Origin of the sequence: Clostridium sp. AF23-6LB (assembly GCF_003461085.1) — a bacterium.
Taxonomy (GTDB): domain Bacteria; phylum Bacillota; class Clostridia; order Lachnospirales; family Lachnospiraceae; genus Coprococcus; species Coprococcus ammoniilyticus.
On the sequence record NZ_QTWK01000002.1, the window covers coordinates 126,218 to 149,621 of the forward strand.

20 protein-coding genes are annotated in these 23,404 nt (G+C 42.4%); 6 read left to right on the forward strand and 14 right to left on the reverse strand.

The features are described from left to right. Positions 1-11: 11 nt before the first annotated feature. The 3 genes from DWY07_RS05035 to DWY07_RS05045 all read right to left on the reverse strand — a co-directional run bounded on the left by DWY07_RS05035 (position 12) and on the right by DWY07_RS05045 (position 2,301). Positions 12-800 (reverse strand): TatD family hydrolase, encoded by a 789-nt coding sequence (locus tag DWY07_RS05035; protein WP_242997307.1) that lies wholly within the window; start codon positions 798-800, stop codon positions 12-14. Between the two features lie 19 nt (positions 801-819). Beyond that, complete coding sequence (locus tag DWY07_RS05040) at positions 820-1,218, reverse strand: hypothetical protein (RefSeq protein WP_117784502.1); 399 nt, start codon at positions 1,216-1,218, stop codon at positions 820-822. 204 nt (positions 1,219-1,422) lie between these two features. Then, positions 1,423-2,301 carry a DegV family protein gene (locus DWY07_RS05045; protein WP_117822392.1) on the reverse strand — a complete coding sequence of 293 codons (879 nt, stop codon included), beginning with the start codon at positions 2,299-2,301 and terminating at the stop codon, positions 1,423-1,425. Between the two features lie 329 nt (positions 2,302-2,630). Here DWY07_RS05045 and DWY07_RS05050 point away from each other — a divergent pair, with 329 nt between their 5' ends. Further along, the gene (locus tag DWY07_RS05050) at positions 2,631-3,284 is read left to right on the forward strand and encodes a hypothetical protein (RefSeq protein ID WP_117822393.1); all 654 of its coding nucleotides are present in this window, start codon (positions 2,631-2,633) and stop codon (positions 3,282-3,284) included. 30 nt (positions 3,285-3,314) lie between these two features. On the opposite strand, the gene DWY07_RS05055 is transcribed toward DWY07_RS05050, so the two are convergent. The 4 genes from DWY07_RS05055 to DWY07_RS05070 all read right to left on the reverse strand — a co-directional run bounded on the left by DWY07_RS05055 (position 3,315) and on the right by DWY07_RS05070 (position 8,148). Continuing rightward, a complete protein-coding gene (locus DWY07_RS05055; protein ID WP_117822394.1) occupies positions 3,315-4,766 on the reverse strand; it encodes a nicotinate phosphoribosyltransferase in 1,452 nt (483 codons plus the stop codon). 86 nt (positions 4,767-4,852) lie between these two features. Next, positions 4,853-5,470, reverse strand: a complete 618-nt coding sequence (locus DWY07_RS05060) for a Maf family protein (RefSeq protein ID WP_117822395.1) — start codon at positions 5,468-5,470, stop codon at positions 4,853-4,855. 15 nt (positions 5,471-5,485) lie between these two features. Then, complete coding sequence (locus DWY07_RS05065) at positions 5,486-6,682, reverse strand: pyridoxal phosphate-dependent aminotransferase (RefSeq protein ID WP_008402408.1); 1,197 nt, start codon at positions 6,680-6,682, stop codon at positions 5,486-5,488. A 242-nt stretch (positions 6,683-6,924) separates the two neighbouring features. Continuing rightward, positions 6,925-8,148 carry an ATP-binding protein gene (locus DWY07_RS05070; protein ID WP_117784507.1) on the reverse strand — a complete coding sequence of 408 codons (1,224 nt, stop codon included), beginning with the start codon at positions 8,146-8,148 and terminating at the stop codon, positions 6,925-6,927. Positions 8,149-8,931: 783 nt separating this feature from the next. Between DWY07_RS05070 and malQ the strand changes: the two genes are divergently transcribed. From malQ to DWY07_RS05095, 4 genes are all read left to right on the forward strand, one after another. Further along, on the forward strand, positions 8,932-10,461 hold the full coding sequence (malQ, locus tag DWY07_RS05080; RefSeq protein ID WP_117822397.1) for a 4-alpha-glucanotransferase: 1,530 nt from the start codon (positions 8,932-8,934) through the stop codon (positions 10,459-10,461). Between the two features lie 15 nt (positions 10,462-10,476). Then, positions 10,477-11,214 (forward strand): lysophospholipid acyltransferase family protein, encoded by a 738-nt coding sequence (locus tag DWY07_RS05085; protein WP_021944206.1) that lies wholly within the window; start codon positions 10,477-10,479, stop codon positions 11,212-11,214. A 269-nt stretch (positions 11,215-11,483) separates the two neighbouring features. Beyond that, entirely contained in the window at positions 11,484-12,041 is a 558-nt protein-coding gene (locus DWY07_RS05090) for a hypothetical protein (protein WP_021944205.1), read from the forward strand. Between the two features lie 2 nt (positions 12,042-12,043). Then, the gene (locus DWY07_RS05095) at positions 12,044-12,829 is read left to right on the forward strand and encodes a CPBP family intramembrane glutamic endopeptidase (protein ID WP_117822398.1); all 786 of its coding nucleotides are present in this window, start codon (positions 12,044-12,046) and stop codon (positions 12,827-12,829) included. 190 nt (positions 12,830-13,019) lie between these two features. Here DWY07_RS05095 and DWY07_RS05100 read toward each other — a convergent pair whose 3' ends face one another. The 6 genes from DWY07_RS05100 to DWY07_RS05125 all read right to left on the reverse strand — a co-directional run bounded on the left by DWY07_RS05100 (position 13,020) and on the right by DWY07_RS05125 (position 19,506). Then, positions 13,020-13,658 (reverse strand): hypothetical protein, encoded by a 639-nt coding sequence (locus tag DWY07_RS05100; protein ID WP_021944203.1) that lies wholly within the window; start codon positions 13,656-13,658, stop codon positions 13,020-13,022. A 6-nt stretch (positions 13,659-13,664) separates the two neighbouring features. Beyond that, the gene (locus DWY07_RS05105; RefSeq protein ID WP_021944202.1) at positions 13,665-14,102 is read right to left on the reverse strand and encodes a DUF1934 domain-containing protein; all 438 of its coding nucleotides are present in this window, start codon (positions 14,100-14,102) and stop codon (positions 13,665-13,667) included. Positions 14,103-14,105: 3 nt separating this feature from the next. Continuing rightward, a complete protein-coding gene (locus tag DWY07_RS05110) occupies positions 14,106-15,164 on the reverse strand; it encodes a D-alanine--D-alanine ligase family protein (RefSeq protein ID WP_021944201.1) in 1,059 nt (352 codons plus the stop codon). Between the two features lie 108 nt (positions 15,165-15,272). Continuing rightward, complete coding sequence (locus tag DWY07_RS05115; RefSeq protein ID WP_117784513.1) at positions 15,273-16,067, reverse strand: hypothetical protein; 795 nt, start codon at positions 16,065-16,067, stop codon at positions 15,273-15,275. Between the two features lie 130 nt (positions 16,068-16,197). After that, positions 16,198-17,901: a hypothetical protein gene (locus DWY07_RS05120; protein WP_147340242.1), complete on the reverse strand. Its 1,704-nt coding sequence runs from the start codon at positions 17,899-17,901 to the stop codon at positions 16,198-16,200. Positions 17,902-17,925: 24 nt separating this feature from the next. Then, a complete protein-coding gene (locus DWY07_RS05125; RefSeq protein WP_117822400.1) occupies positions 17,926-19,506 on the reverse strand; it encodes a spore germination protein in 1,581 nt (526 codons plus the stop codon). A 501-nt stretch (positions 19,507-20,007) separates the two neighbouring features. Between DWY07_RS05125 and DWY07_RS05130 the strand changes: the two genes are divergently transcribed. Further along, on the forward strand, positions 20,008-21,069 hold the full coding sequence (locus tag DWY07_RS05130) for a Gfo/Idh/MocA family oxidoreductase (RefSeq protein ID WP_117822401.1): 1,062 nt from the start codon (positions 20,008-20,010) through the stop codon (positions 21,067-21,069). 110 nt (positions 21,070-21,179) lie between these two features. Here the strand turns inward: DWY07_RS05130 and DWY07_RS05135 are convergent, their stop codons facing one another. Continuing rightward, entirely contained in the window at positions 21,180-23,366 is a 2,187-nt protein-coding gene (locus DWY07_RS05135) for a hypothetical protein (protein ID WP_147340243.1), read from the reverse strand. Between the last annotated feature and the right edge of the window lie 38 nt (positions 23,367-23,404).

Consider the following 23,404-nt stretch of genomic DNA (forward strand, 5'->3'; position numbering starts at 1 on the left):
AGTCATTCTTTCTACGCCTCTGCCTGCATATTTTCTTCCATTCTGTACAACTTCAGACTGTTCTTAAATGTCACGTCATACACTTCTTCTTCCGTAACTCCCTTTAATGCTGCGATCTCTTTTGCCACATAAGGAATATTAAGGGCAGAGTTCCGTTTTCCACGGAATGGTACAGGTGACAGATACGGCGAATCCGTTTCTAATACGATACTGGTAAGCGGAATGGCTTCCACTACTTCTTTCAGCTTACGTCCATTGTTAAATGTCACTACGCCGCCAACGCCGATATAATATCCCATCTTAATATATTCTCTTGCAATCTCTGTACTGTATGAAAAACAGTGAATGACGCCACCGCAAAGTCTTCCCTGCATCTCTTTCATGATATCCATGGTATCCTTTGCCGCATCCCTGCTGTGGATCACAACCGGAAGCTTCAATTCTTCTGCCAGCTCCAACTGCTTTCGGAACCAGTGGATCTGCACCTCTTTGGGAACATCCTCATGGAAATAGTCCAGTCCGATCTCTCCGATCGCCTTTACCTTCTCATCTACTGCCATCTGCCGATACATCTCGATCGCCGCATCTGAAAGCTCCGGTGCATCATCCGGATGCGTTCCGATCGCTGCATAGATAAAATCATATTGATGCGCCAGTTCGACAGATGCCTTTGAAGTCGCAATATTAGCTCCTATATTCATAACATACCGGATATCCTGTCTCTGAAATTCTTCTAATAACTGCTCTCTGTCTGTATCAAACTGCTCATCATCGTAATGTCCATGTGTCTCAAATATCATCTTCATATTCCTCGGTCATTTATTTTCTCAAACTGCTCCAGTCTGTATGCTTCGCTGCATCCCATTCTTCTTTCCGGCTCTCGTACTGCTCATTGAGCCAGTCTACCGCTGCAAGTTTTCCTTCTTCCGAAAACGGAAATTCCTTTGTCAGCTTCTTTTCATCATCCGTATTCTCGTAACTGAACGGTTCCGGCCAGACCGTTGCCATCAGAGTTCCGGCATCCTGTACTTCTTTCGGTTTAAAAAATACATTTTCAAGCGGATTTCTGGCAAGGCGGAACCGCATGCCCTGATAACTTCCCTTAAATGCCTTTCCATACAAATAATAATTAATATGATAAAATGTTGTTTCTTCAATCTTTGGTGTGTCACCCATATCTCTCATCTGCCTTTCATCTGCCGGCACATTTTTCTTCATTCTTTTAAGTATACACTACTAAGATCAGCATATGCAACCAACTGTTGTCATTCTTTACGCCAATCGGCTTCCTTTATGCCGCACAATTCATCTTTTTCTTGCCAGTCAATCCCCATGCAAAAAGACCCTTATCCACATCGGTTCTTGTATATCTGCTTCCGCTTCTGTGAACAAAGGTCTTTTCTATGAAAATCTATATTCTGTTTATGCTTCGTCTTTTACCGTAAAAATAACTCCGGCTACCTTTGGTCCTGCATTCGAAGCAACCGCTGCTCCGATCTGGAAGAAATCGTCCGGCGCATAACCAACCTTTTCTGTCATCTTGGCAGCCAGTTCATCCCTGCATACATCATCGCATCCATATACGATCTGATATGGCGAACCCGGAAGCATCTCTGCTGCTGAGACATCTGCCATTTTTGCCAGTAATTTCTTCTCGCCGCGGCATTTGAATGCTGTAACGATCTCATTTGCCCATATCTTCATGATCGGTTTTACGCCAAGTGCATCACCGACCAGTGCTGCTGCACTTGGAATACGTCCCGATTTTGCTGCATATTTCAATCCATAGATACCGAAGTAGATCCGTCGCTTCGGAAGAATGTCTGACAGATAAGCAGTGATCTCATCCACTGTTTTTCCTTCTTCTGCCATCTTTGCTGCCTGCACAACCGGATATCCATACTGACCGCTATATCCAACACCATCAAAGATCTGAATCGTTCCTTTTCCTGCATACTCCGGATGCTCCTCAAAGAATTCATTCTTTGCCATGACTGCATTATCATGGGTAGCAGAACCCTTTTTATTGATGCTGACAAATATAATATCTGTATATCCTGCATCAAACTGCTCCTTATACAGCTCGTCGAACTGGAATGCTGTGATCTGCGCCGTCTTTGGCAGCTCGTTTGGATTTTCCTCCATTAACTTATAAAAACCGTCATTGTCAAAATCGACTCTGCTCATATAAGATTTGTCACCAATCGTTACCGGAAACGGAAGGATTAATATATTATATTTCTGTTCCTCAGCAGTCGAAATATCACTAGCTGAATCTGTTATGATCCTGATCTTGCTCATAGGTAAAACCTCATCTTTCTATTTGTAAACCGGCACTTCAAAACTCTTATACACTCTACTAATTTCAAGTTTCAAAAATGCCTGTATCCCTTAACTTTTTATAATATAGATGATTCAAACAGCAAATGTCAATCGTAGTTTCTATATAGAAAAGCCATGGTTTTCGGGGCTTTGTAACATGGTTTGAAAGACTAGATATTTTTTTACTTTTTCATACAGAGTTCCCTATCCCGCAATAAATTGTGTTACAATAAAATCCATAAACAAACTTGAAAAGCAGCATTGCATGTGATTCGCACATGCAGGCAGGTTACATAAGGGGATTGCATATGTTAAATTTAAAGGTAAATGATCAGAAACCACCTAAGAATAAACCGACAATCGAAACAGATCTCTCTGAAGCAGCAGAGAAATCTGATCCTCCATATTCACAGGAATATTTTGATCTGATGGATATGATCGACAATACCGATAAACAGATTGATTATTATAAAATGGTATATACCGCCGAGATCGACGGACTTCCTAAGAGGAGGCACAGTCTGAAAACACATTTTATCTATAATGTGATTTTCTTAATTCTTCTGCTTGGATATGATTATTTTCATCTTACAGTCATTGTTATGGGTGGAGGAATGATCCTGCGGACGATCACAGGTTTGATCGCTTTGGGTGTTTTAATTCTTGCTACTATATACATGATCGGTCACACCATTCGTGCCTATATTCTTTACCAGATCAATATGCTTCCCGATTTTATGACAGATTACCTGCAAAAGTATAATATCCATACCATGGTGGAGGAAGAAGCTTATTGCAGAAATGTTCTCCGACAGATGTTAGCATATGAAACAACACTGGCTCATATCAAAAAAGCAGCTCCGAAAACAACAACAGAGATCAACGCTGCTATGAGCGAGATCTCTGCTATGAATTTTGATATTAAAGATTTCCATTATAACGCCGGTCGGACGATAAAATAATATATATTTTCTGATCTGACCATTTCTGCATCAATGTCGGCTGTTTAACAGCTTCTGTTTCAGATCATATAACGGTTTTGACAGATCGACAAATACCTCCTGTGGATTTACCAGTCGTCTGGTCTCATCCCAGAGTGTATTCAGTTCTTTCTGGCAATACTCGCGGATCTCCATCGTGGATGGATTCTGATATACGCACTGTCCCTTCAAGAATACCGGGACAAGCATCTCACGGATCTCATAAGAACCACCCGGAAGTGTCGAACGCTTCCATGTAGCCATCTGGTCAAATATCTCCAGATCCTCCGCTTCATTATATGTCTCATCGGAAAGTGTGATCAGATCCGCCTTGATCTTTCCGGTCTCCTTATTATACAGACGGAATACCGTCTTATTTCCTGGATTTGTGATCTTCGCCGGATTCTCTGATATCTTGATCTTCGCTGTGAATTCTTCATCCTCCGGCTTCTTGATCGCCGCAAGCTTATAAACACCGCCAAAAGATGGATTATCTGCTGATGTGATCAGATTGGTTCCAACGCCCCATGACGTGATCGCTGCACCCTGATTCTTCAAACTGTTGATCAGATATTCGTCCAGATCAGAGGATGCTGCAATGACTGCATCCGGATATCCCGCTGCATCCAACATTTTTCTGGCTTTCTTAGACAGATATGCAAGGTCACCGGAATCCAGACGGATTCCATATCTGGTCGGCATCTTTCCCTCTGCCTTCATCTCATCAAATACCCGGATTGCATTTGGCACACCGGATTTCAATGTGTCATATGTGTCAACCAACAATGTACATGTATCCGGATATAATTCTGCATATCTCTTAAATGCTGTATATTCATCCGGGAAGCTCATGATCCAGCTATGTGCATGTGTCCCAAGTACAGGCACGCCGAACTGCTTACCGCAGATTACATTTGAGGTTCCGACACAGCCACCGATAACTGCCGCCCTCGCACCGAAGGTTCCGGCATCCGGTCCCTGCGCACGGCGAAGTCCGAATTCCATGATACCATCCCCTTTTGCTGCATAGCAGACTCTGGATGCCTTTGTAGCGATCAGACTCTGATGGTTCACGATATTTAATAATGCGGTCTCAACCAACTGCGCTTCCATGATCGGTGCAACCACCTTCACAAGTGGCTCATACGGAAATACTACAGAACCTTCCGGAATCGCATAGATATCACCTGTAAAATGAAATCCTGCAAGGTAATTCAGAAATTCTTCATCAAACATATTCAGACTTCTTAAGTAATCAACGTCTTCATAGGAAAAGGACAGATTCTTGATATAGTCAATCACCTGTTCCAGACCACAGGCGATCGCATAGCCGCTTCCGGATGGATTTTTTCTGTAGAATGCATCAAATACAACGATATCATCTGCTTTCTCACGGAAATATCCCTGCATCATCGTCAATTCATAGAAGTCTGTTAATAAGGTAAAATTTCTCTTTTCTTCCATATCTCTGTCCTCCTGCCTTTCTTTTTTAGCAGTTTATAATCTCTACTATTCTGTCATACATGATCGGCGCATCGTTTTCTCACACATTACTGCCCACATAACATCTCATTTAACTCATGGTACAACCGGGAAAGCGGAAGTCCGACAACATTGTCATAACTGCCCTTGATCCCTTTCACAAACAGGCCACCCTGTGTCTGTATCCCATAGCTTCCTGCTTTGTCAAACGGATCTCCCGTCGCAAGATATCCGACAATCTCCTCATGCGTCATCGGATAAAATGTAACCTCTGTATTCTCGTAAAATGTCTTTGTCCGGCATTTCTCTCCGTCGTAGTACATAATAGAAACACCTGTATATACATTATGTGTCTGTCCTGACAAACTATTCAACGTATTATATGCATCGTCATAATCAACCGGTTTTCCAAGGATCCTGCCATTTAATGCGACGACCGTATCGGAACCGATCACGATAAACGGCTGTGTCTCTGCTTCCGTACCGGCACGATCTGTACATACCTTTTTATATACATTTTCTGCCTTTCTCCCGGCAAGCTCCATTACCATATCCTTTGGAAAACGGATATCGGTAGCTTCATCGCAGTCACTTGGCATAACAGTAAATGTATAACCGGCTCTTTCAAGCAGCTCTTTTCTTCTCGGTGAATTCGATGCAAGTATGATCGGAATCTGTGTAACCATGATGTTCTCCTTTGATTACTCCATCTCTTTTGCAAGCTTCATTGCTTTTTCAAATAACGGAAGTGCGCGTTCTACCATCTCTGTTGTGGTACAGTAAGCAAGTCTCATATGTCCCGGACACATAAAGCTGTCTCCCGGTACCAGGATCAGATCCAGCTTGCTGGCTGTCATACGACAGAATGCATTTGCATCCGCGATCGGAGTCTTTGGAAACATATAGAAGGTTCCGCCCGGTTCTACACACTCATATCCCATATTTGTAAGCTCTTTATATAAAATATTCTTATTCTTCTCATAGATTGACAGGTCAGCTGTCTTATCGATCACTTCTGCCACACCAAGCTGGATCATGGATGGCGGACAGTTATGTCCTGTAAATCTGGAGATCTGACCACACATCAGAACGATCAGCTTCGCATCCTTACATTTCGGATTTACCGCTACATATCCGATACGCTCACCCGGAAGGGAAAGTGACTTACTGAATGAATAACAGCAGATACTGTTGTCATAGAAGGATGAAATAAATGGCGAATCCGTTCCTTCAAATACGATCTCACGATAAGGCTCATCGGAGATAATATAGATATCATGTCCATATTCCTTCTGCTTTTCTTCCAGAATTGCAGCCAGCTTCTTGATCGTCTCTGTTGAATATACGATACCGGACGGGTTATTCGGAGAGTTAATAAGAACTGCCTGTACATTTGGATTTAAAAGCTCCAGAAATGCATCAAAATTGATCTGGAAGGATGTAATATCCGCCGGCACGATCTTAAGCACCGCACCTGTTCCGTCAACATATGGAACATACTCAGGGAAATATGGAGCAAATGTGATCACCTCATCTCCCGGCTTTGTTACACAACGAATTGCATGTGCGATCGCACCTGCTGCACCGGAGGTCATGAAAATATCATCTGCTGTATATTCCATTCCAAATCTTCTATTTAAAGAATCTGCAACCGCTTCTCTGACGGACATAATACCAAGTGTCGGACTGTATCCGTGAAGCGTCAAAGGATTTTCTTCTTTTAACATCCGTTCCAATGTCTCTGTAAACTCCGGACATACCGGAACAGAAGGATTGCCGATCGTAAAGTTATATACATTTTCCTTTCCGATCTCTGCAGCACGTTTTGATGCATACTGCGCAAATTCTCTTATTATAGAACCTTTGGTTGTCATATCTGCATATTTTTCCGAAATCATACCTGTTATCCTCCGTCTGTTGTGAATTTAATAATGGAAGTATACCGCCGAAAAGGCAAAAAAACAAGTGGTAATAAATCGGGGAAAAGACTTATTACCACTTGCAAAAAATGAGGGGAGAGAGGATTCAAATAAATGAAAAACTCTTACAATACATAGTATATAAGGGATGTGTGTCTAAATTGTGTTTATTTTCTGATGTGTTTATAAACAGATTCTGCATTCTATTTACAAATTCTTTATTATATTGTCCAGATCGGAACAATGTAATTTTCTGAATCAACAGCTGAAAGTTTCGGACGCATACAGATGATTGCTCCTTTTCCTCTTGGAACTGCTCCTTTATCCAGAATTCTGAATGCCCTGGTCAGTTCACTTCCTGGATTTACTGAGCGTTTTATCTCTAACGGATGCACCATACCATCACTTTCAATCACCATATCAATTTCATTACTGTCTTTATCTCTGTAATACCACATAAGGCATTCATCCGCTTCATTTTGATATGTCTTCCGAATTTCGGAAACAACATAATTTTCCAGTATTGCCCCATTAATCGCCCCGTTTTCAAGTATTTCCGGAGTTGTATATTTTGTGAGATACGAAACCAGGCCTGTATCAAAGAAATATAATTTTGGTGTCTTAACTGTTCTCTTTAACAGATTATTAGAATAAGGACGTAAATAAAAAATAATATCGGACTTCTCAAGCACCTGCAGCCATCGTTTAATTGTCTCATCTGAAACGCCAACATCATTTGCTATATCATGTATATTTAACATTTGTGCACACCTGCATGCTGCAGCTCTTACAAAGTCCATAAATACAAGTTTATCAACATTTGTAATCAACTCTGATACATCTCTGTCAATATATGTTTGAATATAACTGGAATAAAAAACATTTCTGTCTTTGTATCGTCCACTTCTATAACCCGGCATAGATCCCATCCAGATTCTCTCATATAGCTCCGGCAACTCCACCTTTGTTCCATTTTTGCTTCGATGCTTTAATGTTTCCAGATCAACACTAAACTTAATATTCTCGCCTGCTCCATACAACTCATGCTGTGACAAAGATGACATGTGAATAATAGCAGTTCTTCCCGCCAAAGATTCCTGTGCAAGCTCCATCATCCGAAATGCCTGCGATCCGGTCAACCAAAATGATGATGCCGGTGCTCCATTATCTATCGCCATCTTAATATATGGAAATAATTGCGGAGCATATTGTACCTCATCTATTAAAATCGGAAGATCATGCATCTGCAAAAACATAGCAGGATCTGTCTGTGCCAGTTTCCTTTCTTCCAGATCATCCAGGCTCACCACTGTCCTATTCTCATCCATTAATTTTTTAAATAAAGTTGTTTTTCCAACCTGCCTCGGTCCTGTAATTAATATACAGGAATAGTCTTCTGCTAATTCTTTTATCTTTTTTTCTAAATCTCTATGAATATATTCCATATATCTGCACCTCTTTTTTCGGCCAAAATAAGATCAAATCTTATTTTAGCCGAAAAGTAATAATTTATCAAGAATAAAGAGCCGCATACGACTCTTTTGCACCCAAACAATATTATAAAACAAAAAACAAGTGGTAACAAACCGGGGAAAGATTTATTACCACTTGCAAAAAATGAGGGGAGAGAGGATTCAAATAAATGAAAAACTCTTACAATACACAGTATATAAGGGAAGTGTGTCTAAACTGTGTTTATTTTCTGATGTATTTATGAAGATCATAAACAAAACTTTATAAAACTAACACAGCATTACAAAACATATAAACCAACCGCCTGTCCGCCCCTGTCGGTCTCCTTGGCTGGTATGGGTGGCTGGCATGGGCAGTTGGCCTCCCCACTATAAATGGCTTGCTGCGATTTCTGTTCGTTGCACATGCCTGATTCGTAAATACTCCTGTGCTAACTCGCCTTCGGCTCAAACAAGCACCCGTATTTACTGGCAATGTACATCTCACGACGAAATTCTCGCTGATGCCATATTATAGTGGGGAGACCAACTGCCCATACCAGCCAAGGAGACCGACAGAGGCGGGCAGGCGTACTGCGACTTCCCCCAATTTCAGACTTGTAAGAATAATTCGTTTTATGTATAATAAAACGTACGGTGTTTTTTCCACACCGCCTTGATTTTTCAAGGAAAAATGGGGTTTTATGATGTCCGGGCAGACAGATATATCTGACCAGACCAAAAACGTCAATATAATAATAGGAAAAGAGGATAAACATGTTAGAAAACAACCATGAAAAAAAGCCAAAGAAATACGCTGGTATTCTGGCACATCCGACTTCATTTCCAAGTCCTTACGGAATCGGTGATCTCGGCAAAGGTGCATACCGGTTTATAGACTTTCTGGCAAATTCGGGCTTGAATCTGTGGCAGGTACTTCCACTTGGACATACCGGATTTGGTGATTCACCATATCAGCCATTCTCCGCATTTGCCGGTCAGCCGTTAATTATTGACCTTGATGCATTAAAAGAATACAAGCTTCTGTCAGAAGATGATTTTACTGATATGCCGGAATGGGATCCCGTTCACATCGATTACGGAACCTTGATCACATTTAAGACAAAGCTGTTAAAGCTCGCTTACGAACGTTTTACTGATCCTGACTACGAGGACGGATTATCAACAGACGAGGAACAGATGGCAGCATTTGCTTCTTTCAAAAAGGATTCCTCCTGGCTCGCTGACTACTCCCTGTTTATGGCAGGTAAGGATTTCCATGAAGGAATGCCTTGGTATATGTGGGAGGATTCCCTGAAAGCACCTACCAAAAGACAGCGTACCACATGGGAAAAGAAGCTTGCAAATGAGATCGGTTACTATGATTTCATCCAGTTCTTATTCCATACACAGTGGATGGCGATCAAGGAATACGCAAATGAAAAGAACATCAGCATCGTAGGTGATGCTCCGATCTTCCTTGCATGGGACAGTGCCGATGTATGGAGCCATCAGGAGCTTTTCATGCTGGATTCAAAGGGATACCCAACAGAGGTTGCCGGTGTACCACCTGATTATTTCTCAGAGACCGGACAGTTGTGGGGCAACCCACTGTATAACTGGTCAAAGCATACCGCTACCGGTTATGAATGGTGGATTGAGCGAATCAAATACCAGTTCACTCTGACAGATTTCTTAAGGATTGACCATTTCAGAGGATTTGACCGGTACTGGGCTGTACCTTATGGCGAAGAAACCGCCATCAACGGAGAATGGAAGCCCGCTCCCGGTATCAACTTCTTCACACAGTTACAAGCAAATCTTGGCTATGACCTTCCGATCATCGCTGAGGATCTGGGTGAGATTGACGATTCTGTTATCGAATTGCGTGACAAATTCAATCTGCCGGGCATGAAGATCTTACAGTTTGCATTTGAAAATCCGGAAGAAAATGATTTCCTTCCGCATAATTATACAAGAAACTGCGTATGCTACACAGGAACACATGACAACGACACAACACTTGGCTGGTATCAGAAAGCATACGAAGCATCCAAGGACAAGCTTCGCCGCTATTTCAGCACAGATGCCAGTGATATCTGCTGGGTTATGATCCGTGCATGTTTCTCATCTGTCGCAAATATGGCTGTTGTTCCTATGCAGGATGTTCTGAAATTAGATTCATGGGCTCGTCTGAATACTCCGGGTGTAGGGGAAGGCAACTGGGCTTGGCGCTTTGAGGATAAAGACATGGATACTAAATTAGAAGAACGTCTATTTGAGACAGCAAAACTCTACGGCAGATAGAACAGGAGGATATATTTGAGAACCATTATTACTGTACTGTTTGCAGTACTTGGAATCATATTTTGTTTTCCATATCATCTGTATCTGAAGCAGCTTGCAAAAAAGGATCAGGACAAAGCTTACATCAAGGCTCAGAAGCTGGTAAAAGGATTTTTCGGAGCAGTTATGTTCTTAACCGGATGTAAGCGAACAGTTATCGGCAAGGAAAACATTCCTGCCGACCAACCGGTCATGTTCGTTGGTAATCATCGAAGCTATTTTGATATTTTATCCTGTCACAATGCAATCGATATGCCGCTTGGCTTCATGTCCAAGGACAATATCAAGGATATACCTCTGCTTTACAAATACATGGATGATATCGGATGCACCTATCTGGATCGTACCGATCTGAAAAAGGGTCTGGAAACGATTTTGCAGACTGCTGATATCATCAAATCCGGTCACTCCATGATGATCTTCCCGGAGGGAACAAGAAATAAGGGCGACGAACTGCTGCCATTTAAAGACGGTGCATTCAAGATCGCTCAGAAAGCCGGATGTCTGATCATTCCGGTTGCTATCTGCGGAACAGACAAATGTATGGAAGCAAATAAACATAATTTCCTTCACAGCAGCAAAGTTGTGATCGAATTCTTAGAGCCGGTTGATATCCGTGGATTGAAGCCGAAGGAACGTAAAGAGGTTCTGGATGCAATCCCAGGTAAGATTCAGGCAGCCCGGTTAAAAAATCTGCCTATGATTGAAAAATAATATAATTGCAAATTGTATATATATTTGATTACTTTGACTTGCCAATACAGGGACATTTGAGTCCGCCGGTCCTTAGATGGCGCAGAAGCGGCATCTTAGTACCGCTGCAGGGGTAACTGAGATCTTAGCGAGGTATTTTCGAGCTTAGTTCGAAGTTATGCAGCGCAGAAACGAGCGGAAGCGTTCCCTGATTGGTAAGGTCAAAAGTAATCATAATATATACAATTTGCAATCACAGACAAATAATGAAATATAAGGAGGAACTTATTATGCCTTGGTGGGGATGGATGTTAATCGTCATCGCAATATTAGTTGTAATCTTAGTAGTACTTTACATAGTAGGAAACCGCCTGCAGAAGAAGCAGAGCGCACAGAAAGAAGCTATGCTTCAGGCCGCACAGCCTGTCACGATGCTGGTCATCGATAAAAAGATGCTGCCTATGAAAGATGCAAATCTTCCGAAACAGGTATTGGAATCAACTCCAAAGCGTTACCAGAAAGCCAAGCTTCCTATCGTTAAAGCCAAGATTGGCCCACAGATCATCAATCTGATCTGCGACGATGGAATCTTTGATGTTATGCCTGTCCGTGGCGAAGTTAAAGCTATGGTCAGCGGTATCTACATCACAAGCGTTAAGAATGTTCGTGGTAAGAAAGCACCGGAGCCTGCAAAGAAATCATTCAGCCAGAAGCTTCGTGCAAAACAGAAGAAATACGAGCAGACTTATGAGCAGGAAACTGCCAGCATGAAACTCAGCAAAGAAGAAAAAGCCGCAAGAAAAGCAAAGGCAAAGGAAGAAAAAGAAAGGGCAAAGAAGATCCAGTAATCATGATAAATACTCGTGTCGACCTCAGAAAATTAGTTATTACCTGTCTGGTTCCGGTTACCGCATTACTGATACATAATATTGTCTATCTTGCAGGCACCCGGATCTGTGATCTTACAGGCAGTCAGACTGATTCTGTCGGCAGTATCACATCATGTATTTCATATATTCTTTGTATCTGTATTTTCGGATATTTTTATCTGTCCGATCATTCAAAAACAAAGCACGCAGGAAAGAAAAATCCTTTCCTGCGTGCTTTTGTTATCTTTATTTTACTGCTGATCCTTGGTATCAGTCTTCAGCTCTTAACAACCTGTATTCTTCGTCTGATCGACACTTATAGGCCGGAGCTCCTAACCTCATACCATGAACGGGTACAGCGGTCATTTTCCATCAACAATGGAATCATCCGTATCTGTACAGTCACACTTCTCGCACCGATCGCAGAAGAATTCGCCTTCCGGGGAGTGACACTGAAGCTGTCTGTCTCTGCATTTCACACGAAGCATGCCACCCTCTGTGCGATCCTGTTCACAGCATTCTGTTTCGGCTGTTATCATGGAAATGTCGTTCAGTTCTGCTACAGCGTTCCGGCCGGAATCATTCTGGGCTGTCTTGCCGTATGGTCAGGCTCCCTGATCCCAGGCATGATCCTTCATATAATCTTAAACGCTTCTTCCTATGTGATCGGAAGTATAGCGATCTCCCCCTCTATACTGTGGGGAATCATCGGAATCACCTGTATCCTGATTATGATTTGTATGAAATTAATAAGGCGGTCTATCTGACGGACTAGCTTTATATTGACATTAGCGAAGATTCCGTAATGAAATGCACATTGTCAGTAAATACGGGTGCCTGTTTGAGTCCGAAGGACGAGTTGGCACAGGAGTATTTACGAATCAGACATGTGCATTGAATAGGAATCGCAGCAAGTCAATATAAAGCTAGTCCGCCAGATAGACCGCCTTATTTATTCTACGCTACAAAATATCGTGACAAATGATATACCAGAACCTTCTCATCCGGGTCTTCTTCATAACCGGATAATTTGATCATCTTCTTTAAAACGAACAGGTTGCAGTCACGGATTGCTTTCTGATATTCAAATGTCGGATAATAGATCAGAAGTTCAATATCTCTCGGCTGTCTCCGCACCGATGCGATGATATTATCCAGCACCTTTTTGAAGGTCGCGCCGGAAAATGGATTGAAGAAATAGAAATAATTGTCTTCATCTCCGATCTCATATGCCTCCGCTTCCACATTCAGGAACTGCATCCGTTCCTCCTGATCAAGGAATTTGCTCTGATAGCTTGCGGCATTTGTCAGAAGTCTGTCATAGACCCTGGCATTGTTCTCGATTCCAACCGTCCGGCAGTAATGTCTGGAATTACAGTAAAAAAGCACTCTGCCAAGTCCGCAACCAAAATCCACAAGCGTATCTTCCGGCTCCATGCTGATCTCGTCGAACATCGTCACCAGATCATTATAATATGTAACCTCATAATTATTATCTTCTTCGTTCACCGGAAGACATACATCCATATCTCCAAATGCTGTCTCCGCGATCGTTTCAATCCCCAGAAAGCTGTCGAAGGATTTCTCACTACCCATATATATTTATACCCCTTCGTAGTCCGCAGTCACATTCAGACTGCAATCCGTAATATAATCATTGTTAAAGTCAATACAGTAACGAATATCAATCCGGATTCCCTTCTCTGACTGCTCCATATGATATTCCTCCGTACAGATATTCATACAGATCGGTCCAACCGGAGTTGCATAATGCACCGAGCTGTTCTTCTCCCGGTCAAATAACATAACCGTGTTCACGCTGCCACGTTTCGTAAGCTGTAATGCATGCTCATCGAACCGCAGAAGATTCTTCACCGGTTCTTCCACATCTTCAATAAATTCGTCATATTTGATATAGCGGTTTCCGTTTTTCTCAGAGTATGTTCCCCGCGTCTCAAGCTCCAGAACCTCCGGTTCATCATCCGCTCCGGCAACACTCTGCACACCCGTTACTTTTATCTTTATATCTCTCGTCGTCATAAATTATCTTTCAAATGCCATCTCAATTAAGGTATTTACAAGGGTCTTGATATCATATCCCTCTGCATCCCACAGCATCGGATACATACTGATCGATGTAAATCCCGGCAATGTGTTTACTTCATTAAATATTACACGATTGGTGTCTTTCTCAAGGAAGAAATCCACACGGGCAAGTCCAAAGCCGTCAATCGCATTAAAGATACGGATTGCTTCTGCACGGATCTCGTCCTCAGCTTCTTCCGGTATATCTGCCCCGATGATCGTCTTGGAATCTGCATTGTTGTATTTTGCATCAAAATCATAGAAATCTGCATTTGCGGCAGCAAGGATCTCTCCAACACCGGATGCCTTTGTATGATTGCCATATCCAAGTACACCACATTCCAACTCTCTGCCAACGATCGTTTCCTCGACAAGGATCTTGGAATCATGGTTGAGTGCCTCATGCAGACCAGCTTCTAACTCGGCTCTGTCATGTGCCTTTGTAACACCCTTTGATGAACCTGCGGATGATGGTTTTACAAATACCGGATAGTTTAACTCGCTCTCTACCCGATCCATCGCAACATCCAGATCATCAAAATCATCTTCTACTACAGGAACAAATTTTGCCTGTGTTACATTGATATGATCAGCAATGATCTTTGTATGGAATTTGTCCATTGCAGCAGCCGATGCAAATACGCCGCAGCCCACATATGGAATGTCCGCCATCTCAAACAATCCCTGAATCGTACCGTCTTCTCCATATAAACCATGCAAAACAGGGAAAATAACATCTACAGGCTCCGCATAGATTCTGTCGCCATCTTTTATGATAATCTCTTTTGCAGAATCCGGTGAAATCACTGCACGAACCTGACTGTCGTACCAGCTTCCGTCAGCAATACTCTCAATGCTGTCAGCCTTCAGCCATTTGCCATCCTTTGTGATTCCGATCAGTGTCATATCATATTTGTCCGTATCCACCGCTTTGGCAACTGTCTGAACTGAAATGCATGAAACTTCATGTTCCGATGATCTTCCTCCAAAAATAACTACCAGTTTTTTCTTAGTCATATTCCCTTGAGCTCCTTTGAAATATATAATCAAAATATCTCATATCATACCACAACCACCTATATAATTCAAGGATTCCGGGGATTTAGGGGTAGATGGAAAAGTCAGTCATAATCTTTTCAACGTCACACACAAAGTTTCATAATACCCGGCCGGATAAGCAACGCCATTCAAGGTTGCTGCCGGAAGGTTCAGATACTCAAAAGCTGACCATGCAGTAACCGGGATGCCGTATTCTTCTGCGCTTTCCTCTGCACAGGCATCGATATATTCTTTGCTCAGTATCAGATTCTTTCGCACAATGCTTTTCTCCTGATCGTTATAGTCTGCGCCAAGCTTCTCGGCTATACCGTAAAGTACCGCCTGCTCAACATATGAAGTAAATTCATCCAATTGCTTATCCGATAAATTCTCATTTCCCTCATATCTTATTCGAATACGGATAACATCTGATGTCTTATTCTGAGCATTCATCTGACTCTCCGCACTTGCATTTCCTGCTATATCATCATACATTGCTTCCAGTTCCTGTAACTGCTTCTGTGTTTCATACGCATTTAATGTTGTGCCATCCAGAATCCGAAATGCAGTCTGGATATCATTTGACCGTTCTGTATCCTGACCATCCGAGGGCTCAAGACCATTTACCACCTGCTGGCTCGATCCATCATTCTTACCGTCTGCCTGTGAAGTTTTGTCACTGGTTATTCCAGCATAATTTTCCTCTGTACTGTCACAGGCTATATCTTCATTTTCTTCCGCATATTCGATCAGGTTCATCACCTGCTCTACGCTGTTTTTCGCGCTATATAATCTTTTCAGTGCTCCCATTTCCACATATAATGTTCCACAAAATAAACCGATCAGGATTCCGGCAACTGCCGCCCTTACTGCTCTACCCATTTCCATAACCTCCATTTTTCTTTATCTACATTAACGAAATAGTCTATATCTGATATATTTAAATTTCTTTATTATTGAAACAAATTCTGTTTCACACTCTTTATCAATAACTAATACTTTAAACGAATGTCTACTCCCCCAGTGTCGCCAGACACTCTCCTTTGTAATGCGTTGCGATATATTTCCGGATGCTGCCGGACGCTTCACCCTGATAAAGCGAATCGGTGCAGATCACTTCTACATAATTCGTTACAAATTCTTTTATCAGCTCCGGATACATCTGTCGCAGGGTTTCTTCGGAATCCACCACGATATATTCAACATGGCTCAGATCAAGGCTCCGGTCATGCGCCTGATCATATTCAGCCCGTGCCTGCTGCAGGCTCTCCGCAACAACCGGATACTCCCGCTCCTCCGATTCGGCTGCTGACTCCGCTCCCTCCAGACTGTCTGTAACAAATGTGTACTCGTAGCCTCCTTCTGTCTCAGAGATCATAACCACACGGAGATAGTCTACCGCTTCAATGGATCTGTCCATGCATCCGGACAACATACAGGCAATCAGAACTCCACCGATCACTTCTGCAGCCATCTTTGCAAGCTTCCCCGGATTCGTCCGTTTCCGTCCTGCAAATGCCGGTACAAGAACAGACAAAGGAATATCCACAGCAGCAATGTAGATCATGAATGCCCGGCCGGCATCCCGTTCTCCAAGGAACCTGCCCATCCACAAAAACAACAGAAACAAAACAACCACGCAGCCGCTTCTTATCCACAGGCTTCTTTTTTCTTCCATCACTTTTTTATCCATTGCATTATCAGAATCACGTCCATGAAACTCTGTACTCTTATCATTCCCGGCTGCTCTCATCCCGCCGCTCTTTTTCCATACACAGATGATCTTCCAGATCTCATCCACAAACTGACAAATGAATACAATGTGGATAGCCAGAAGCAAGAGTCCGAAGATTATAAGCAGATAACAGGCGAGTAAACCGAGCCTCGCATTTGCACCTCCGGGGAACATCATCGCACCCACAACATTTAGTATTCCCTTTGAAGTCATTGTTTTGCTCTGCAAGCCAAGTAGTGATATCACAAAACAGGAAGCAACAAGGGCTAACACAACCGGAACAGATACCGTCCACACCAGTATCCCTCGTCTTCGTTTCTCTACTCTCAGATAAAGATACATGACAAATTCCAGCATACATAACCCTACCATCATCAGATATCCTTTTATCAAAATCTGACATATCGTGTTACATACAGATGCCTGCATCTGAAATTCTGCATATTCTTTTAGTCGGGAAAAATCAGCATTCCAGAATCCACAAATGACAAACAGCACCAATGCGATCCCGATTCCGATCACACTTGCTTCCGCAAATCCGATATAACCACGCAGTCCCTTTCCTGCCATATAGAAAAGTGTCAGTAATACCGGAACAACCAGAACCATTCCTGCATAATCCGGCAGCATCAGGATCCGGCTCCCCTGTACAAAGAAATAAAGCAAAAAAAGAACCCGAATTGCATATCTGATCACATAAATAGATGCAATAGCCACTTTTTTCTTATTATTCCATACTTTTGCACCCGTTATCTCTGCCTTTTCTTTAGCGGGATCTGACAATTTCACTACACCAGAAAGCGCAAGATGTAGTAGCACCACATAAACCAGAGCAAGTATTAGCATCAAAAAAAGTGATAAAACACCGTTGTTTTTGGAAAAATCCGTCATAATCTGTACCATGTTCCAGAAAGTAATCGGGAAAATCAGGCAAGTTCCCGTTATAAAAAGCTGTCGGAACGTCACATTTCTATAATCCATATATTGATTCACACCCATTCATCATTACTTTTTGCGAAGCCTCCTGCGTTCTCTATGGTTCGCCCATGCCGGTCGAAAGATAATTTTTTTGATTGGCTTACGAATGACAAAATCTTCCATTCCATCCTCTGCATAGCCACAGGTTACGACCGGTGCCATGTACGGAACACCAAAGCTGTTCAGACCGGCAAGATGATAGATCAATAAAAGCATCACCAGAAGGAAGCCATACAGTCCAAAAAAAGCAGCCGCCAGTATAGTTAGAAATTTTAAAAGACGGAACACCGACGCAAAAGCTTCATTTGGAATTGCAAAAGAAGCAATCGCTGTCAGCGCAACTACGATCACCACGATGGTACTGACAATCCCTGCTTCCACCGCAGCCTGTCCAACGATCAAACCACCAACAACACCGATCGTATTTCCCAGCTGACTCGGCAGACGGATTCCTGCCTCCCGCAGCAATTCAAACAACAACTCCATGATCAAAACCTCTAACACGATCGGAAAAGACAACTGATTTCTTGCAACTGCGATCGCATAGAGAAGTTTATCCGGTATCACCTCCCGGTGATAACAGGTAACAGCTATATAGAAGCCCGGCAACCCCACCGCGATAAATGCCGCTATATAACGAATGATTCTGGCAAAAGTTGCAACCGGCCAACGGTTATAATAATCATCGGCAGTCTGGAATAATGTATTGATCGTCGCCGGCGCGATCAGAACCTCCGGTGAATTGTCAAATACAACTACTACCCTGCCATCTGCCAGTGCTGCTGCCGCTTTATCCGGTCTGGTTGTTGACTGGAATACCGGAAACGGTCGGTACCATTTCTTCTCCATCAGATGTTCTGCCATGCCACTGTCAAATATGGCATCTATCTCATATTCATTCATCCGTTCTTTCACCTGTTCAACCAGCTTCTTCTCTGCAATATCCTCAATATACATGATTCCATACTCGGTTCTGGAACGAACACCGATCGTATTCTGGATCAATTTTAATCTTGTATCTTTAATTCTCCGCCGAATAAGGGCTGTCGATGTACGGATACTTTCATTAAAGCTATCCCTAGGACCACGCATTCCACCCTCGGTAGAACTTTCTTCCACCCCACGTACCGGCAGCTTCTTGGAAGACACAACAAACGCCTGATCTGCATCCGATACAAATACCGCTGTGTCTCCTTTTAATATCGAAAACATCACATTTTTGAAGTCATTTTCTGCCTTTATATCCGCCGATTGTGTCTCAAATGAATCCATTGCCTCCCACAGGGAACTGCCATGCTCATGCCGCCACTCCCAGGTCACAGGCTTAATGATCGTATCCTCGATCAGACCATTGTCACATAACCCATCAATGTACACTACATAGATTGCTCCTACCGAAGCGGATGTCTCATCTGCTGATCCGATGGTATCTTCTGCATACACATCCATTCCGGTTCTTCTTACAGTAAATCGACGTTCCACGACGTCTCCCCAATCAGCAAACAGTGCCTTTACCCGGCTGATATTTGCATCTATGTCTTTATCGATCCGGCTGTCTGCACTATAAATTCCGCCTTCCGCATCTCTGTCTTTCCCCAAACGTTCCACCTCCCGCTGCTCCTATGTATATTTATATTTTTTACGACTCTGACCGACTTACCCCAACCTTATTCCTCCATGATCTAACTATTACTTGTTTTATCTTCTTACTATTTCCAGTATTACCAGCAACTCTCTGAACTATACATAAAATGTTACATTGAATCATGATATAATGAACGCAAAATTATTTGCTTGCAAGGATGCTGTTTTTGCGGAATGCATAGAATGTGCGAAGCACATGATATAATGATGAAAAATCGCTTGCTTGCAAGGGTCGATTTTTCGAATGCATTGAACGAGTACGATATAATGATCATTACGATGGGATGCGCTTGCACAAATCCCCAAAAGCTTCTATAGTAATTACATAAAATCATAGAATTGCTCACACATGACGAAACCCGACAACATTCAAATAGCTTCCGTTTCATCAGCGCCATATAGAATCTTAACCGGAAATATAGAAATACCATGGCTTCACAAACCACCCAGAAAGGAAACAAAAAAATGATAAAATCAGATAATATATCCGACAACAAAAAACATACAACAGATCCAATTTATAAATCAGACAACAGAAATGCTACGGCAACCCCACACGCCAGATTAGAAAACAGGAAACTACGCCTTGCCATCCTCGGTGCAGGCGGTATCGCCCGCAAAATGGCGGAAACCGTCAACCAGATGGAAGATGTGGAACTCTATGCTGTAGCAAGCAGAACGGAAGAAAAAGCCAGACAGTTTGCAGATACTTATCATGCATCCAAATGGTATGGCTCTTATGAAGAAATGGTTGCCGATGACGGGATCGATCTTGTCTACGTTGCAACTCCACACTCCCACCATAAAGAGCATACGATGCTGTGTCTGAATTATAACCGGGCTGTTCTGTGTGAGAAAGCATTTGCCGTAAATACAAAAGAAGCCGAAGATATGATCCGGCTTGCAAAAGAGAAAAATATATTACTGGCGGAAGCGATGTGGGTTCGCTATATGCCAATGTCATTTACTTTAAAAGAAATTATAGATTCCGACGTTATCGGAAAAATAACAGGGCTGACCGCAAATCTTGGTTATTCCCTGATGCAGGTAGAACGTCTGATTCGCCCGGAGCTTGCCGGAGGTGCTCTCTTAGATCTTGCACCATATACCTTAAACTTTGCGACCTGGGTGCTTGGCGACAACGTATCAACAATCCACACAACGATGACTCCACACGAAACAGGCGTAGACAAAACAGAATTTATCAACCTGACATACCCGGACGGTGCGATCGCTGGTCTGTTCACAACTATGGAATCAGCCACCGACCGCCGCGGCGTGATCTACGGAACAAAAGGTTACATCGAGGTTGACAATATCAATAATTACGAGGCATTCCGTATATATGAAAATGACCGCCGACTGGTTCAGACGATCAACTGTCCTGCCCAGATCAGCGGCTACGAATATGAAGTGCTCGCCTGTAAGAGAGCACTTGAAAAAGGTCTGACTGAATGTCTGGAAATGCCACATGAACATACTTTATATATCATGCGGCTATTTGACGAGATACGAAAGAGCTGGTAACAGCATACAAAAATCCCACTATAACAGATGATATGCACCTCTTTCACTGATTGTCCAATAAAAAGGGGACATCTATCATCTGTCACAGTGGGATCTCTTTAAATATTCATTTATCTAAGCAGCATATTGCCTGATAATAGCTGAACCAACGGATAATACTTTGCTGCAGTAAATCCTGACAGGTACAGCAGCAATGGCAAAAGCGCAACGGCTGCCGCACAGAATATCGCACCATTTGTGCTCCTGATCAGCTTTCCAACTAGAACATAGAGTACAGTCAGTACCAGAATCGTGATCAACCGAATTCCAGATACCAGCAGGAAATATCCGGTAATACTGGTTGATATGCCAACCTGTTCCAGACACGGAAGAGACTGTGCCAGATATTTTCCTCCTGCCAGCCCAATTTCTCTTTTCACCCACATAAGTTCAGGCAGATAAACGATCATGTATACAACAAGAATAATAAGCAGCATCCGAAATGCCTTGATCACATGAAGTTTCCTGTAATTCTCTGTAATATCAATAATGCCATTGATCTTATATCTGTAATCCTCCAGATACAGAAATGCAGTTGTAAGCATCAGTACAACGATTACCTTCGCTGCATTCATCACGTCATCCTTATAGTCTTTGCTTCCGGCAAGGATATTCCAGCCTCTGGCATAGACAAATCCTATCCGTTCCAGTACAGCAGGATCGGCTTCCGAAACCTGTGACGTGATTCCACATTGCTGCTTAATATAATCCACATATTCCAGACAGCGAAAGAAACTCTCCTCATTTGCAAGCTGCTTATTCATCTCATCCCATTTATCATTATACTCTTTTTCAGTTATCTTCCCTGCAGCGTAGTCCCGGTCAACCCGATCTTCTTCTTCGTGAAGTTTTTCGTACCATTCTTCCTCTGAGGCTATATAATCCAGCTTTTCCTGTGTAACCACACCTTCAATCTGACTGATATAATATTGGTATGCATATTCATTTGCACTCCACCGTACAGATTTGTTCTGATAAATGTACACCTGAAATCCAACCAACAGAAAAATAACAAATATCATCTTATATCCCAACCATAACTTATAGCCTTCCAGTCTCCATACTGAGGAAAATATCCTGCGGGATTTTGTACCTTTTTTTCGTAATCGTATACGACTCTCCCGATAATCACTGCTTCCCTCCAGATAGATTACCGACGATATGATAAGAAATCCTGCCAACAACACTGCACAGATAATACAGTCCAGATAGATTGCAGGCTCTGCATGAGATATCAGATTATAATTCTCATATTGAAAAAATCTGGTTGTATCCAGCATTGAAAAAATAGAGAATCGATATAAAAATGTCAGATTCAGTTTCTCTCCCAATACGGAAAACAGCAATTCTACAAACATGGCAACCGCCGACCATACACACAACATAACTTCATTTGAAGAAACAACTGCAAATGTAAATAATGCTGCAAGGATCACTGCAAAGATCAGAATCTTTACCAAACAGACAAGAACAACAAATGTACTGATCCTGCAGGAAAAGCCATATCCAATATAATCCATCAGGCTCTGTACCGGTGCTGACAGATCTACAGCTCCAAACTTCCATTCGGCAATCAAAATATTACTTAAGAATACTCCCGCCACAAATAATGCCATATAGACAAATGCTGCCGCATACTTAGACAACAATAAACGACTGTCTCCATTCCACGTTGTCTTATACAGATTTGCCAGACCATTCTTCTTATCCCGCAGCACCAGTTCCAGCACCAGAACAACCAGCAGGAAAAATATCAGAACATAACTTCCGGTAAAATTCAATGCCTTACAGATTCCATATCCGCCAACAAAGGATGCTTCTGTTCCCACAAGTCTTTCAAAATCCCTCTTTGTCCGTTCCAGATTACTGATCGAGAACTTTGTCTGAAATATGGAAATCGACTGATTCATCTCTGCATCTTCTATAACCTTCTGCAGATATTCGTCATACGTTGTGCTTGCCATATATTCATCAAACAACTGTTTATATGTCTCTGATTCCGGATCTTCCATATACATATCCATAATGGAATCCGGATCTGTCCGAAGCCTTGCATACTGTGTACTATCCACCTCATCAGTAGCAAAGGCTACGATCAACAGGCCCACATTCATAACTAAAAACAACAAAAAACATAATATTAATTTCCGGTTATATAAAATAGCCCGTATTTCATTTATAAAAAATCGAAAAAATCCACCTCTTCGTCCGGAATGACTGATGGTAGCAGCTTTTTCCATTTGTTTTGATCTACTCATATCGTCCTCCATTTCCACAGGCAGCCACTTTCTCTATC